The 14,045-nt window shown below is 52.9% G+C and carries 14 protein-coding genes and 1 tRNA gene; 7 read left to right on the forward strand and 8 right to left on the reverse strand.

What is annotated here, in order from left to right; translation table 11 throughout:
• Window positions 1–675: an OmpA family protein gene (locus tag M3089_RS05320; RefSeq protein ID WP_205107599.1), complete on the forward strand. Its 675-nt coding sequence runs from the start codon at window positions 1–3 to the stop codon at window positions 673–675.
• Window positions 676–692: 17 nt separating this feature from the next.
• Entirely contained in the window at window positions 693–1,406 is a 714-nt protein-coding gene (gene mtgA / locus M3089_RS05325; protein ID WP_205107601.1) for a monofunctional biosynthetic peptidoglycan transglycosylase, read from the forward strand.
• A 276-nt stretch (window positions 1,407–1,682) separates the two neighbouring features.
• Here the strand turns inward: mtgA and M3089_RS05330 are convergent, their stop codons facing one another.
• The 8 genes from M3089_RS05330 to M3089_RS05365 all read right to left on the reverse strand — a co-directional run bounded on the left by M3089_RS05330 (window position 1,683) and on the right by M3089_RS05365 (window position 9,462).
• The gene (locus tag M3089_RS05330) at window positions 1,683–2,918 is read right to left on the reverse strand and encodes a M64 family metallopeptidase (RefSeq protein WP_249082237.1); all 1,236 of its coding nucleotides are present in this window, start codon (window positions 2,916–2,918) and stop codon (window positions 1,683–1,685) included.
• Window positions 2,915–3,328 (reverse strand): 2-amino-4-hydroxy-6-hydroxymethyldihydropteridine diphosphokinase, encoded by a 414-nt coding sequence (locus M3089_RS05335; protein ID WP_249082239.1) that lies wholly within the window; start codon window positions 3,326–3,328, stop codon window positions 2,915–2,917. Before M3089_RS05335 ends, M3089_RS05330 begins: the two co-directional genes overlap by 4 nt.
• On the reverse strand, window positions 3,285–4,889 hold the full coding sequence (locus M3089_RS05340; protein ID WP_249082240.1) for a GH25 family lysozyme: 1,605 nt from the start codon (window positions 4,887–4,889) through the stop codon (window positions 3,285–3,287). Before M3089_RS05340 ends, M3089_RS05335 begins: the two co-directional genes overlap by 44 nt.
• An 82-nt stretch (window positions 4,890–4,971) precedes the next feature.
• A complete protein-coding gene (gene rho, locus M3089_RS05345) occupies window positions 4,972–6,933 on the reverse strand; it encodes a transcription termination factor Rho (protein WP_249082243.1) in 1,962 nt (653 codons plus the stop codon).
• Window positions 6,934–7,558: 625 nt separating this feature from the next.
• Window positions 7,559–7,629, reverse strand: a tRNA-Cys gene (locus M3089_RS05350).
• A 133-nt stretch (window positions 7,630–7,762) separates the two neighbouring features.
• Window positions 7,763–8,233: a 23S rRNA (pseudouridine(1915)-N(3))-methyltransferase RlmH gene (rlmH, locus tag M3089_RS05355; RefSeq protein ID WP_205107608.1), complete on the reverse strand. Its 471-nt coding sequence runs from the start codon at window positions 8,231–8,233 to the stop codon at window positions 7,763–7,765.
• Window positions 8,230–8,532, reverse strand: a complete 303-nt coding sequence (locus M3089_RS05360; protein ID WP_205107610.1) for a DUF4491 family protein — start codon at window positions 8,530–8,532, stop codon at window positions 8,230–8,232. Before M3089_RS05360 ends, rlmH begins: the two co-directional genes overlap by 4 nt.
• Window positions 8,533–8,544: 12 nt before the next feature.
• Window positions 8,545–9,462 (reverse strand): glycoside hydrolase family 43 protein, encoded by a 918-nt coding sequence (locus tag M3089_RS05365; RefSeq protein WP_249082245.1) that lies wholly within the window; start codon window positions 9,460–9,462, stop codon window positions 8,545–8,547.
• A gap of 1,156 nt (window positions 9,463–10,618) precedes the next feature.
• Between M3089_RS05365 and M3089_RS05370 the strand changes: the two genes are divergently transcribed.
• The 5 genes from M3089_RS05370 (at window position 10,619) to M3089_RS05390 (ending at window position 13,980) form a co-directional block, all read left to right on the forward strand.
• Window positions 10,619–10,945: an ArsR/SmtB family transcription factor gene (locus M3089_RS05370; RefSeq protein WP_249082246.1), complete on the forward strand. Its 327-nt coding sequence runs from the start codon at window positions 10,619–10,621 to the stop codon at window positions 10,943–10,945.
• Window positions 10,923–11,453 carry a nitrophenyl compound nitroreductase subunit ArsF family protein gene (locus M3089_RS05375; protein WP_249082248.1) on the forward strand — a complete coding sequence of 177 codons (531 nt, stop codon included), beginning with the start codon at window positions 10,923–10,925 and terminating at the stop codon, window positions 11,451–11,453. Before M3089_RS05370 ends, M3089_RS05375 begins: the two co-directional genes overlap by 23 nt.
• Before the next feature lie 6 nt (window positions 11,454–11,459).
• On the forward strand, window positions 11,460–12,167 hold the full coding sequence (locus M3089_RS05380) for an aromatic aminobenezylarsenical efflux permease ArsG family transporter (protein WP_249082250.1): 708 nt from the start codon (window positions 11,460–11,462) through the stop codon (window positions 12,165–12,167).
• A 228-nt stretch (window positions 12,168–12,395) separates the two neighbouring features.
• Window positions 12,396–12,629, forward strand: coding sequence for a thioredoxin family protein (locus tag M3089_RS05385; RefSeq protein ID WP_249082254.1), 234 nt, complete (start codon window positions 12,396–12,398; stop codon window positions 12,627–12,629).
• A gap of 10 nt (window positions 12,630–12,639) precedes the next feature.
• Window positions 12,640–13,980 carry a permease gene (locus M3089_RS05390; RefSeq protein WP_249082258.1) on the forward strand — a complete coding sequence of 447 codons (1,341 nt, stop codon included), beginning with the start codon at window positions 12,640–12,642 and terminating at the stop codon, window positions 13,978–13,980.
• The last annotated feature ends 65 nt before the right edge of the window (window positions 13,981–14,045 follow it).

The raw sequence follows: 14,045 nt of genomic DNA on the forward strand, positions 1-14,045 counted from the left end.
ATGAGAAAACTTAAAGTATTTACATTAATCCTGTGCTTAGGCATTGTCTTTGCCGGATGTAACAACACTCAAAAGGGTGCTGCCATTGGTACCGGAGGCGGCGCCGTGCTGGGTGCCATCGTTGGTAAGCTGGCCGGAAACACAGCTGTTGGTGCTGCCGTAGGTGCTGCCGTAGGTGCCGGAACCGGAGCTATCATAGGCAAGCACATGGACAAGGTGAAGGCCGAGGCTGAGCAGGTGGAGAACGCCCAGGTTCAGGAGGTTAAGGATGCCAACGGACTTGACGCCGTCAAGGTGACCTTCGACTCTGGCATTCTGTTCGCTACCAACAAGTCAGACCTGAACGCTGCCGCCAAGACATCGCTCGCAAAGTTTGCCACAGTGCTCAACAACAATAAGAATTGTGACATCGCCATCTATGGCCATACGGACAACACGGGCAACGACGGCATCAACCAGCCGCTTTCTGTAAGCCGTGCCACGAGCGTTGCCAACTACCTGAAGAGCTGCGGTGTGTCGTCTGCACAGATCAAGACCATCGAGGGCCAGGGCTCATCAAACCCTGTTGCCGACAACTCTACGGCTGCCGGTCGCCAGCAGAACCGCCGCGTGGAAGTGTACATGTATGCCAGCCAGGCAATGATTCAGGCTGCAGAGAACGGGACATTGCAGTAAGATAGTATTTTGTCGGGATGTTTATTCTGAAGAAAATACGCTCTATATTGAAGTGGATGGTGGTTGCCTTTTTCGGCACCACCATTCTTTCTGTTGTCCTGCTTCGTTTTCTTCCGGTTTATTTCACTCCGCTAATGTTCATCAGGCTTGTGCAGCAGGGGGGCAGGGGAGAGGAACTGCGCCTGCACCACAGGTGGGTTTCGCTCGACGAGATTTCTCCTTACCTGCCTCAAGCGGTGATGGCCAGCGAAGACCAGCGATTCCTTGTGCACCACGGTTTCGACTTCAAGGCCATAGAGAATGCCGCCAAGCACAACATGCGCAGCGGCAGCAAGCGTAAGCTTGGGGCCAGCACCATATCGCAACAGACGGCGAAGAATGTGTTTCTGTGGCCCGGGCGTACGTGGGTGCGCAAGGGCTTGGAGGCTTATTTCACCGCCCTGATTGAGCTTATGTGGAGCAAGCAGCGCATAATGGAGGTTTACTTGAACTCAATTGAGATGGGCGACGGCATTTACGGGGCCGACGCGGTGGCCGAGCGGCATTTCGGTTGCCGGGCCAGTGAGCTCACCAAGGGACAGTGCGCGCTGATTGCTGCCACGTTGCCCAACCCGCTTAAATATGACTCGGGTGCCCCAAGCCCGTATGTCAAGCGGCGTAAGCAACGCATATTGCGCGAGATGCGGAATGTGAAGATGCTGCCCGAAGAAGGCGAGGACGCCGCGAAGTGACAGTCTTCACGGCAGTTGGCTGATGCGGCCGTGGCCAAATGCCGGGCCGTCATGGCCGTGGGTGCCTAATCCGTTGGTTTACAATGTATTGCATTATGTGCCGTTTTGCATTGCAAAACGGCACATAATGCTTTGTGAAACGGCCTGTTTCATTATGCCGAACGGCTTGTCGTGCACATTGGCCTCATGTCGTTGACTGTGCGCCGCCAAGGGCGTTGAACTGATGTGACACGCTGCCGTTGACTTCGAGGCAGGCACTGCCTGAATGCCCACGGACTATTTTGTGTAGAAATCAATCATCCTTGTAAGGGCCTGTTGGCATACGGCGCAGAAGTCGGGCACGTCGTTGGTGCGCATGCGGCATTTTTCCACACCTCTGAAAACGCCTTGCTTCTGGTAACCTCCACCCTCGATGAGCGATGCCTTGCCCTGCTTTATCAGATTCTCCCATTTGCCTTTGAAGTTGTGCTTGGTGGTGAGGTTGGGCTCCCACGGCTCTGTGTCCGGGAAATACATGGGGTCGTCGTTGCCATATTCATACTCGTCGCCCAGTCCTCCGAAGCTGTGCCCGAACTCATGCACCACTACCGGCTTGAATTGGTTGCCTCGGGTGTACGACAGGTTGTAGGAGTTGTAAATGCCGCCACCGCCGTATTTGGCAGTGTTCACAAGGATGATGATGTGTTCGTAGGGCGTGCCTGCAAGTTTGTCGTGCAGGTCTTTTATGTTGAGTGTGGTCAGGTAGCGGTCGCTGTAGAACGTGTCAAAGTGCGAGCTCAGTGCCGTGGTTTTCCAAATCCCGTTGGCCGGTTCGCTTGTGCCGCTGTCGGCAGAAGGCGACATGACGGCCACGATGTTGAAGCGGCTGCGCAACTGCTTGAACGGTTCGTGGGCAAACAGGGCCTCGGTGGCGTCTTTTGCATCGTTCAAGAATGCTTCCATCTCGTCAGAGCGGTATCCCTCGGCCACGTAGGCTATGTGTATGCACCGTGTGGTGTCGGCTGCTTTCTGGATTGTCTGGTATGGTGTTACGTGTTCAAAGCCAATGCGACGTATCAGTATGTCGGCCGGGTCAACGGTGTGTGTTAGCGACGCCGTGATGCGGTTGTGGTAATCGCGCAGTTCTACAGTGATGTCGACAGCCTGCCTGGGGTAGGGCACGAGGAAGACGTTTTCAAACGACTTGCTCGTGTGCTTTGCCTCGGCCGTTGCCAGCCACTCCTGGAACAGCGTGGAGAACGAGTGGCGGTAAATCACCTGTCCGCTGCCTTTGTCTCTTACGGTAATCTGTCCGTTGCCGGCCACGGGCAGTTCGTCCAGCCGTTGCCTGCGCCCGTCCCATCGCGGTATGAGGCATTGTCCGTCTACGTATATAGCTTGGCGCGATGTGTCGCCGGCAAAGATGTAGTCGAGCCTCAGTGTGCTGTCTGCGAAAAACTTGTCGAATTGTTGTGCCGTGGCGTTGGCGCACATCAATGCCGCCATGGCGATGGTGCATAATAATCTGTTCATATATGTTTCATTAATTGTTTTATGTAGCTTCTGTTCCAGTCGTCGGGGTGCAGCCTGAGGCCGTCGTAGTCGAGGATGTCGATGTCGATGTCGATTCTTCCGGCTGCGGTTCCTTGCGCCGAACGCCCGCATTTGGCTTCCATCAGCTTGGTTGCCTCTGTCAGTTCGTCCAGCGTCAGGCTGGTCTGTCCGGCAACCATGCTGTTTAGGAACATGCCCGCAGCCTTGCCCACGGGTTCGGTCCACATGGCAGGTGCCTGCCTGCTGATGTCCACCACGCCGCCAATCAGTGTGAGTGCCCTGTTTAGGTTAGCCTCATGGTCGGCGTTCGACCCCAGCGCTATAATCACCCTGTGAGTCAGAGGGTTATTTGATGAGCTCTTTCTTGAGGAATCTGTCAAACTGTTCATGATACCCATTGAATACGTTAATGTCGACCTCGCCGTGTATTCCGTCCACCCTGCCGTCGGGGCACAGCTGCCAGTACACAAGCTTAATGTCGGGCTTGTATTCCCCGTAGCGGGCTATCCAGATGTTGTAGTTCTTCTTTATGTCGGGTGCACGGTTGAGGTGCTTGTTGACGAACGACTGGCTGACATACAGTATCGGCCTTACCCCGGTGTGCCTCCTTACAATGTTCATCCACGTCCTGACGCTGGCGAACAGTTTGTCGATGCCTCCCATTGCTGCTATCTGCCTCTCGGTAGGCTCAACATCGAGCACCGGAGGCAGGTCGCCACTCCTGAAGCATGAGTTGCGTATGAAGTGCCTGGCCTGTGCCTGTGCCGTGCTTCTGGTCGAAAAGAAATGGTAGGCGCCGCAGTGTATGCCGTGCTTTCGTGCCTGCAGGTAGTCGGCCCTGTAGTATCTGTTGCGTATCGAGGTGCCTTCGGTTGATTTTATGTATATGAAAGACACTGGATAGTCGACAGTGCCGCTTATTTTCTTCGTGCTTATCCGCCCGAGGTCGGTGATGCGCAGCTTGCCCCAGTGTATTGGGTAGTAGCGCCTTCCGCGTCCGTGCTGGTAACGGGATATGTCTATGCCGTATATCCTTTCCGACGTGTAGTTCAGCCTTTCGCCCCGATAGACATCGGCCTGCCACTCTCCGGCCCTGAGCCTCTCGCTGTCTACGGAAAATCCGAAACCGTTGCGGCTGTCGCCTTTCCAGTGCCCTTCGTAGTATGTGCCGTTGTGACGGGTGTAAGTGCCGTGGCCGTTGGCGTCGAGCCCTGCCGAGAACAAGCCTCGGTAGATGCCGGAGGTGTCGCTCCGAAGCCCTGTGGTCAGGGTGTCTGCCTTCCAAACGCCAGAAATTATTCTTCCTGCCGAGTCGGTGCCTATGCCTCGTCCTTCGTTTGGCACCTTGAGCCAGATGCCGTTTTTCCATCTTCCGCCGTTGCATTCCACAAACACTTTCTTGGGCCTTCCTGGCTTGGCCTGGGTTTTGTGGATGCAGGTGTGGTCGACTTTTACTTTTGCCTTTGGGCCTATCGACTCAAGGGCGTCGGCCAGTTGCCTAAGCGAGGCTATTTCTTTCTCTGTCGCCGTGTAGTGTCCGGCCACCATGTCGTAGCCTTCGTCTTGCACACCGTGCACCTTCAGGTAGTATCCCATTTCGTCCATGGTGGCCTCGAGAAACGCAATCCTGTTTTCCAGGCTGTCTTTGCTGTGCCTGATTATGGCGCGCAGTTCGCCGGCAGACGGAGCGGTTGCACTGCCAAACATTATGGTTTTGCTGTCAAACGTGATGCCCGTCAGTGTTGAGTCGTTGCTGATGCCTGTGAAATAGAGGATGTTGTTGCCATCTGCCGAAAGCGTGTTGTAAGAGCGGATGGCCGTTTGCGGCATGGACTTTTCTATGCCGCCGAATATGCCAAAATGCCAGGTAAGGACGGCAGTTGCGGCTACTGCGAGTGCTGCAACTGCTGCGAAGAATGTCCTTTTCTTAATGACTATGTATCCTTCCATTTAAAAAAAGACCACACGAAAGCCCACCGGGGCGGGCTTGACGTATGGTCATGGATTAAGATTATTGATGTTTCAGCCGGCGTCAGGCATTCATCGACAAGAGGAATTCCTCGTTGCTTCTTGTCTGTATGAGCCTGTCGCGCACAGTGTTCATGGCTTCTATCGGGTTCATCTCGCTGATGAACTTGCGGCATACCCACATCCTGTTGAGTGTGGTCGGGTCTTGCAGCAGGTCGTCGCGGCGAGTGCTTGACTGCACAAGGTTGACAGCGGGGAATATTCTCTTGTTGCTCAGCGAGCGGTCAAGCTGCAATTCCATGTTGCCGGTGCCCTTGAACTCTTCGAAAATGACCTCGTCCATCTTCGAGCCGGTGTCAATCAGCGCTGTGGCAATGATTGTCAGCGAGCCGCCATTCTCTATGTTGCGGGCTGCTCCGAAGAATCTCTTGGGCTTTTGGAGGGCGTTGGCGTCGACACCTCCGGTGAGGACCTTGCCACTGGCTGGGCTCACTGTGTTGTAAGCGCGGGCGAGGCGGGTGATGGAGTCGAGGAAGATCACCACGTCGTGACCGCATTCCACCATGCGCTTGGCTTTTTCCAACACGATGCCGGCAATCTTAACATGGCGGTCTGCCGGCTCGTCGAAGGTCGAGGCTATCACTTCTGCATTTACCGTGCGGCTCATGTCGGTCACTTCCTCGGGGCGTTCGTCGATGAGAAGCATCATCAGGTATGCCTCCGGGTGGTTGGCGGCAATGGCGTTGGCGATGTCTTTCATGAGGATGGTCTTACCCGTTTTGGGCTGTGCCACGATGAGGGCGCGCTGCCCTTTGCCTATAGGCGAGAACAGGTCTACTATGCGTACGCTTGGGTTTGTGGTCGCTTTGTCACCGCAAAGCTTGAATTTCTCGTCGGGGAAGAGTGGGGTCAGATGCTCGAAGGCCACGCGGTCGCGCACTTCTGCGGGGTTTCTTCCATTGATTGTGCGCACGGTGCTAAGCGCAAAATACTTTTCGTTGTCGTGTGGCGGGCGCACGGTGCAGTCCACGACATCGCCTGTTTTCAGTCCGTATTTCTTTATCTGCTGTGGTGATACATATATGTCGTCGGGCGACGAGAGGTAATTGTAGTCGCTTGAACGCAAGAATCCGTATCCGTCGGAAAGCACTTCAAGCACGCCGTTGCCGCTTATTATGTCTGCGAAATCAAAGGCGGGCTTCTGCATTCCAGTCTGTTGCTGGGCGTGTTGGTATTCAAGGTCGGGCTGTTGCATGGTGGGCCTGTCGAATATGTCGAGTGTCGGCATGGCTCCCTGGTCTTCTATCGGCAGGTCGACAACAGTGATAAAGTCCGTTCCGTCTCCCGGGTCGCCATCCCAAACCCCTGTGGGGCTGAATTCCGTTTTTGCTTCATCCTCTTGGTTGCGCTGCGTCATCTTCTCCTGAAGCTGTGCTATCAGGCTTTTGTCGGCGGGCGTTTCGTCTGCATTGTCGGCGCTGCCGAAGGCGGCTTCCGGCACAGCGCACTGTATGTCGTCGTTGGTTTCGCTTGCTTGCGCTACCTCTTCAACCGGCTCTTCTGCGCTTTCCGTCACAGGCTCAACGGCTTCTTCTTTTGCCGTTTCCTGCGCTATTTCCTTGCTTGCCTTGGCCGCTTTGCTTTTGGCGGGCGCCTTAACGGGTTCAGCAGGAGCCTCTTCTGCCGGTTCGTTGTGTTCTTCTGGTGCTGGTATTGCCGGCAGGTCATTGAAAAGCGAAGCCGGTTTTGACTCGGCGGCTTTGCTTTGTTTGTTTTTCAAGTCGAAGTTTTCGCCGTCCTTGCCGTTGACAGTGTAAACCTTGTTCGTATCTTTTTTTACTATTCTTGTTCTCTTTCGCTTTGGTGCGGCTGTCGAATTCATGGCACTTTCTTCTGCGGCTTTATCCAGGATGGAATAAACCACGGTCTCAAGCTCGTCGTCTGGTGAAACTTTGATGCCCAATTGCTCTGCGATACCCATCAGTTGGACGGTATCCATCGATTCTAGTTCTTCTTTTGTATACATACTATTATTTAGTATAATCTTGTTTGCTTGTGAAAAATTGAGGTAGAAGCGTTTCGCGGATGGAAACGTTGTTTTAAACATTTGCAAAGGTAGTAATTTATTCTTAAACATCCAAATAAATCATCTATGAATGTAAGTCGAAATTGATAAGAGTTGACATAGGTTGCCGATTGGCTTCGGGTGTGGTTCGGCAGCATAGTCATGATGGTTTGGCGATGCTTGTGCTTGTTGTTGCGCAATAATGAGCAAATTGTAATCTCGCCACCCTTGTTTTATGGCCTTGGCCTATGGAAAATACTTCTTTTATTGGATAAAAATGAAGAAAATACGGAAATATGTTATATAACATAAAAAATAATTTGCACAGGAAATCAGAAATAGCTACCTTTGCCACCGTTATCCTGAATACAATCTTTTTACCTTAAAACGGCTAATACCTATTGAGTAATGCCTCCCACTGTGAAGTGGGGGGCGTTTTTGTTTTTTCCGGTCATCCTTCCGTCTTTCCGTGGCCCGCCTGCCGGTGGCTTGCCTGCTGCCTGTATGGGCTTTTCCGTGGCCACAGGTGGTGGCTTGGCGTTGCGCAACAAAAAAGGATGCCCAAAGATGGACATCCTTTTTGTTGAGGTACCTAGCAGAGTCGAACTGCTCTACACGGTTTTGCAGACCGTTACCTAACCGCTCGGCCAAGGTACCAATGTCGGTTTTGCGGGTGCAAAGGTAACACATTAATTTGGATTGTCCAAATTATTTTGCAATTATTTTTCCTGTTTTATAGTAAAATGCCACATATATTGCTTTTGGCCTGCAGTTGTTCTGTCCGTTGGGCTCATTCGTGGTGGTATGGCTCTCCTTTTATTATAGTGCACGCCCTGTATATCTGTTCGCTTATGATTAGCCTTATCATCTGGTGCGAAAACGTCATCCTCGACAGCGATATCTTGTCGTTGGCCCTGTCGTACACCTGTTTTGAGAAACCGTAGGGGCCGCCTATGGCCAAAATGAGACGCTTGGCCGAGTTGCGTTGCCTTTCGAGCCACGCCGCAAACTGAAGGCTCGTAAACTCACTGCCGTGCTCGTCGAGAAGCACCAGCGTGTCCGTCGGACGCACTTGCTTGAGTATTTGTTCGCCTTCTATCGTTTTCTGCTGCTCCACAGTCAGGCTCTTGGTGTTCTTGGTCTCTGCTATGGTCACCGTTTCCATGGGCATGTAGTGGCTGATGCGTTCGGCATAGTCGTTGATGCCGGCCAGGAAATGCTTGTCGGTGGTCTTTCCCACCTGCAACAGTATTGTCTTCATTGCTTGCCGTATTCATGTTTGCGCTTGGGGTTCATGGGGAACCAGCCCTTCAGCACCCGTTTGCGCTGGTCGAACAATTCGCCTATCGACCAAAGGAACGAAGCTCCGACAACGCCGAATATTGACGAAACGATGACGTTTTCTATAAACAGGGCGGCTGCTACAGACGCGAGCCCGAGCACAAGGAACACCCACCACAGCCGGGTGCCTGTGTAATACTCGGTCTTTATCACTATGGGGTGGAAAATGCCAATAATCAAGAATGTGCTGACGGCTATGATAACTCCGGTGAAGTACATGGTTGATGCTTGTTATTTGTTGTTTATGGGGAATGCCTTGACAAGGCGCTTGCGTTCTTTCTTTGTTATCTGTATGGTTGTGCCGTGACGGGGCGTGAAGGCGCCGCGCGTCTCGGTGTCCTGCACATATTCAAACGTGTTGAGGTCTGAGCTCTTTGCAAACTGGTAGTGGTGGTCGCGGTAGCAGTCGTACATGAGGCACCATCCGCCCTGTATAAGCGGGAATACGCACGAGCCTTCGACGTCGCTCTTGGTTATCTCGCAGAACCCCGGGCGCAGCTTCCATGTGTCGGGAGAGTGCAGGTCGGTGAATGTGTATTTGCGTATGCCCTTGTGCTGGCCGGCCTTCTCGGTCTTGAAAAACAGGTGGTAGGTGCCGTTCTCGTCTTCAACGATGTCGGTGTCGATGGTGGCTTCCTTATAGTCGAACAGCACTTTTGGCGTGCCTTCCAGTCCGCTGAAGTCGGGAGTGGCGTAGCAATAGTAAACCTTGTCGTACGGTATCGACTTGTCGTCTGTAAGGAGCGAGAAGTAAACCATGTATTTTCCGGCAGACTTGTCATATATTGTCTGCGGTGCCCACACCCGGGTGACGTTGGCAAATTCGGTGCCCTTGAATCTTTCGGGGAAGTGTACGGTGTGGTGCTCCCAGTGAATCAGGTCGTTCGATTTCATCAGCACTATGCCGCGGTTGCTTGTCCAGCCCAACGAGCAGCGCATGTCGGTGGCAACCATGTAGAAAGTGCCGTCGTCGGCTCTCAGTATGTGCGGGTCGCGCACGCCCTTGCTCAGTGCTATCGTGTCACTGCTGATGATGGGGCGTCCGCCGTTAAGCGGTGTATAGTTGAACCCGTCGTCACTGATGGCGAAGCATATTTGTTCCTGTTCGGGGGCGTTGCCCGTGAAGTATGCAAACAGATAACTTGTCATTTCTGCTTTTTTCTTTGCCAATGACATTGTCGCGGTGGCAGGAAAGCACAGAGTGGCGATAAGTGCTACTAATAGTTTTCTTGTCTTCATGTTGTTTTGATTTATTTCCTTGTTTTGGTTTATGTTGCTTGTTGTCAGTGGGTTGCGGACTTTTCGTGCCGTTGTCTGCCGACCGTTGGCCTTGGCCGGGCCATGCCTGTTTTGCCCTCTGGCCCATGGTGTGAAGCCGCTGTTGTTGGGCCGGTTTGTCAAACTGCCCGTTTCGCAATGCGATACGTGCCGTTTGGCACCGCCGTTCATGCCGTTTTGCATTGCCGTTCGGCCTGTTTTGCCCGTGGATGTGGTTGTGTGGGGTAGGGCATGAATAGTTGGCTGCATGTCGAGGCTTGCCGTTTGGCACGAATCTGTACATGCCAGCATGCTGCATTGCCGGGCGTCCGGATGGTGTGCGGCCCCAAAGCCATGCTGGGGCCGCCGCCGACTCTTATTTGCAAAAGTAACAAATTAACCGGAGATTTTGAAATAAATCTCTTTATTTTTCTTGCCTATGAGCTCTTTTCACCCTGTTGCTGCCCTTGCGGCGAGGCGGCCTGTGCCACATCCGCGGGGCTCGTTTTCCTTTCTGCTCATGCCGCTACAGCAAGCCGCGCGGCGGCTTTGTGTTGCTGGCTATGGCCCGGCTGTTTGTCGCCGGCTTTCTGCTTTTTGACTGATTGGGTTAGGGCAGACGGCAATGAACTAATTCATACTTTTTGCGACTTCAGTCCGAGTAATGTTTTCGTGGCTGTTTCTTTGCCGTAAAGAGGGGCATAGCGGGCTGCGTGACGGATGGCGGCGAAGAAACATACCGAAAAGAACCTCCGAATAAAGTAAAAGCAAGACTTTTCGCGAGCAGTTTAAATGAGTTCAATATCGGTTGCTGACAGTGTTGCTTGTCGGGCCGTGGAGCCCCGTAGCCATGCTGTCAGCCATGCCTTACGGCCATGTTGAAGCCACCAAACGGCGGCAGCCTTTTCCATTCGGTGGCAAGGAGATGGCACCTTGACGGGCGAGATGTTTTGGGGAAATAGCTGCTTCATGGTGAAAAAAATAGCTTGTTTCTTTGTGGAATGGATTTTTCTTCGTAATTTTGCGAACAACAAACAAGATGAATTATATGTCCGACAATTTACGTAATAACCAAGAGGCCATTGCCCGTTTTGCCAAAGCTATGGGCCATCCCACGCGCATTGCCATACTGCAGTTTCTCGCCAAGCGTGACACCTGTTATTTTGGCGACATCCATGAGGAGTTGCCAATAGCCAAGGCCACGGTTTCGCAGCATCTGAAGGAGTTGAAAGAGGCAGGCCTGATACAGGGCGAAGTTGAGGCACCGAAGGTGAAATATTGCATTAACCGCGACAACTGGCGGTTGGCCGGCTTGTTGTTCAAGGACTTTTTTGAGCAATGTGCCGTATCCGATGAAAAGAGTTGCTGTGGCTGACAGCCTCTTTTTTGACGTTATTGTTCGTTGTTCTGCGAATTACATATATTATTTCAATATGAATAAAATAGCGTTGACATTGGCCCTTTGCCTGGGGCTTTTCGCTTGTGGCTGCAATAATACCGGAAACGGCAGTCAAAACAAGGGAACCGGTGGGCAGCATGAAGTTGTTGAGGCTGCAGACGGGGTTGAAGTGTTGTTTTTCTATGGTCGGCAGCGTTGTCTTACCTGCAAAGCAATAGAGCGGGCGACTGAAGAGTTGCTCAATGTTGAGTTTGCAGACGAACTTGGCAATGGCCGGCTGGTGTTCCGTAAGCTGTCCATTGACGACAACGAAGCGCTTGCCGAGAAGTATCGTGTAACTTGGACTTCGCTTGTGGTTGTTGGGCATTGCCGTGGAGATGAGAAAGTGGAGAATTTGACCGAATTTGCCTTCGCCAACGCCCGCAAGTCGCCAGACGCATTCAAGAAAGGGCTTTACGACAAGATAATCGAATTACAAGACTGACAGGTTATGGACTGGTTGCAATCTTTGCTTGGCAGCGAAACGGCCCCTGCTGCCACTGCTTTTGTTTTGGGGTTGCTCACGGCCCTGTCGCCCTGTCAGCTGGCTGCCAACATAGTAGCCGTGGCTTTCATTGGCGGTAGCATCGATGACCGCAAGGCTATATTCTCCAGGGGAGGGCTTTATGCCTTTGGGCGTGTGGCTGCCTACACTGTGCTTGGGGCCGTGGCAATAGCCATACTTCGAGAAGGTGCCAGCATGTTTGGCATCCAGAAATTCTTGTCCGTCTATGGTGGCAAGGCCGTCGGGCCAGCATTGCTTTTGGTAGGGGCGTTTTTGCTTTTCGGCCACAGGCTGGGTCTGCCTTCATTTGGATATAAGGGCAGTGGTGAGCGTATTGCGAAACAAGGAGGATGGGGAGCTTTTGGACTTGGCGTATTGTTTGCCATGACCTTCTGCCCCACGAGCGGTGTGCTGTATTTTGGCATGCTTATGCCCCTGTCGGCAGCTGTTGCCGGAGGTTGGATGCTTCCGGTTGTGTTTGCTGTGGCCACATCGCTGCCAGTGCTTGTCGTGGCTTGGGTGCTGGCTTTTTGCTCCCATCGCATTGGCCAGGTTTATGGCAGGATGCAAACCCTGCAGAGGTGGCTCAACACTGTTGTCGGTGTCGTGTTTTGCGTGGTTGGCATTTATTACTGTGTGGTCTTTTTTGTCTGATGCAAATGTTGCGTATCACGCACAAATGGGGCATCGGCCTCACAAAGCAATTGCTGCCTGTATCCGTGCGTAACGGGCTTGTCCTTGACCGGAAGCGTTGTGGCTTGCGGCAAGCAGGCGGCAGGCAAGATGCCGTCAGGTGGTGGCTAAGTGCCTGTGGATAACAATATTAATACTGAACAAACATCCCGCAGTCTGGTGTCAGGTTGTGGCTAAATAATTGAAAATATGGAAATTAAGGTTTTAGGTCCGGGTTGCGCCAAATGCAAGGCAACCTACAGAGTGGTTGAAAAGGTAGTGTCAGACAACAAAATTGACGCCCACCTTGTCAAAGTGGAAGACATTGTCGACATGATGAGTTACAACATCATCAGCACGCCTGCCGTGGTGGTCGACGGAGTGGTAAAGATAAAGGGATATGTTCCCTCCGAAGCAGAAGTGAGAAAGGCTCTCGGGATATAGGTTCGGGCATATGGAAGCAAAGAAAGAGCTAAGGCTTCTCTTTTGGATTGTGGCTTTCTTTGTGGCGGTATTTTTCACGCCGCTGCAAAGCGCCCGGTTTGTTACGGCTGTAGGTGCCACCCTCGACCTTGTGCAGTGGTATGCCCGCGAGCACGTTGTGCTTTGCCTGCTGCCGGCGTTTTTCATTGCTGGTGTTATTGCTGTGCTGGTAAGCCAGGGGGCTGTGTTAAAATACCTTGGTGCAAACGCCAAGAGATGGCTGTCGTATACTGTGGCATCGGTGTCGGGTGGCATCCTGGCGGTATGCTCGTGCACCATTTTGCCGTTGTTCACCTGCATCTACAAGCGCGGAGCCGGCCTTGGCCCCGCCGTGGCGTTCTTGTATTCCGGCCCTGCCATCAGTGTGCTCTCCATCATTTTGACAGCGCGCATACTTGGTTTCGCCATGGGGCTTGCCCGTGTGGTGGGGGCGGTGTTGTTTTCGGTGGTCATCGGTCTGGCCATGGATTTCATTTTCAGAAAAGAAGAGAAAGCCAAGCAAGAACAGCTGATGAACATTGGTGACATGCCCCAGAAACGCCCAATGTGGCAGACCGCATTCCATTTTTTCACACTGGTGCTGATACTTGTTTTTGCCAACTGGGGCGCGCCCGCATCGGCGGATTCTGGTGTGTGGCAGTCTGTCTTCGCACATAAGTGGCATGTGGTGGGCTTGTTGTCGTTGATGTTGTGCTGGTCGTTGGTCGTTATTCTGAAGATTAAGGCATTGTGGGTGCTGTTTGGGGCAATGGTCACTGCGGCATCGGCAATGTTGGCCGACGGCATATCGCCTGGCGGCAAGATGGTTCCTGTTGTCGCGATGGTGGTGGCTGTGGCTTGCCTGTCGGTGATATTGTTGTTCGACAAGAATGACGCCGACAACCGCGAATGGCTGCTTTCTTCCTGGGGTTTTGCCAAACAGATAATGCCGTTGCTTGCTTTCGGTGTGGCCACCGCAGGTTTTCTGCTTGGCTCAACCCACGATGCCACATCCATCGCTGGCATTGTGCCCAACGAGTGGATACAGCGGGCGGTAGGCGGCAATTCGCTCCTCTCAAACTTCCTGGCCAGTTTTGCCGGGGCGTTCATGTATTTTGCCACACTTACCGAAGTGCCTATAATTCAGGGACTTCTGGCCTCTGGCATGGGCGATGGCCCTGCATTGGCATTGCTCCTGGCCGGTCCGTCGTTGTCGTTGCCGAGCATGCTTGTCATCAATCAGGTGATGGGGTTGAGGAAAACGGCAGTGTATGTTGCATTGGTCATCGTGATGGCCACTCTTTCCGGCTGGATATTCGGTGCTTTGTCATGATGCCTATTGGTTGGGATGCCATGAGGCAAGATTGGGGCTCTCCTGACTTGATGCCGCAATTTGCG

The sequence above is a fragment of the Marseilla massiliensis genome, assembly GCF_023336985.1.
Lineage (GTDB): Bacteria > Bacteroidota > Bacteroidia > Bacteroidales > Bacteroidaceae > Prevotella > Prevotella intestinigallinarum.

Bases quoted from the DNA above. Each gene is read 5' to 3' on its own strand.
- M3089_RS05335 (WP_249082239.1), bottom strand. From the start codon at position 3,328: ATGAACAGTTTGACAGATTCCTCAAGAAAGAGCTCATCAAATAACCCT.
- rho (WP_249082243.1), bottom strand. From the start codon at position 6,933: ATGTATACAAAAGAAGAACTAGAATCGATGGATACCGTCCAACTGATG.
- M3089_RS05320 (WP_205107599.1), top strand. From the start codon at position 1: ATGAGAAAACTTAAAGTATTTACATTAATCCTGTGCTTAGGCATTGTC.
- mtgA (WP_205107601.1), top strand. From the start codon at position 693: ATGTTTATTCTGAAGAAAATACGCTCTATATTGAAGTGGATGGTGGTT.
- M3089_RS05360 (WP_205107610.1), bottom strand. From the start codon at position 8,532: ATGTACTTCACCGGAGTTATCATAGCCGTCAGCACATTCTTGATTATT.
- M3089_RS05380 (WP_249082250.1), top strand. From the start codon at position 11,460: ATGGACTGGTTGCAATCTTTGCTTGGCAGCGAAACGGCCCCTGCTGCC.
- M3089_RS05390 (WP_249082258.1), top strand. From the start codon at position 12,640: ATGGAAGCAAAGAAAGAGCTAAGGCTTCTCTTTTGGATTGTGGCTTTC.
- M3089_RS05385 (WP_249082254.1), top strand. From the start codon at position 12,396: ATGGAAATTAAGGTTTTAGGTCCGGGTTGCGCCAAATGCAAGGCAACC.
- M3089_RS05330 (WP_249082237.1), bottom strand. From the start codon at position 2,918: ATGAACAGATTATTATGCACCATCGCCATGGCGGCATTGATGTGCGCC.
- M3089_RS05340 (WP_249082240.1), bottom strand. From the start codon at position 4,889: ATGGAAGGATACATAGTCATTAAGAAAAGGACATTCTTCGCAGCAGTT.
- rlmH (WP_205107608.1), bottom strand. From the start codon at position 8,233: ATGAAGACAATACTGTTGCAGGTGGGAAAGACCACCGACAAGCATTTC.
- M3089_RS05375 (WP_249082248.1), top strand. From the start codon at position 10,923: ATGAAAAGAGTTGCTGTGGCTGACAGCCTCTTTTTTGACGTTATTGTT.
- M3089_RS05370 (WP_249082246.1), top strand. From the start codon at position 10,619: ATGTCCGACAATTTACGTAATAACCAAGAGGCCATTGCCCGTTTTGCC.
- M3089_RS05365 (WP_249082245.1), bottom strand. From the start codon at position 9,462: ATGACAAGTTATCTGTTTGCATACTTCACGGGCAACGCCCCCGAACAG.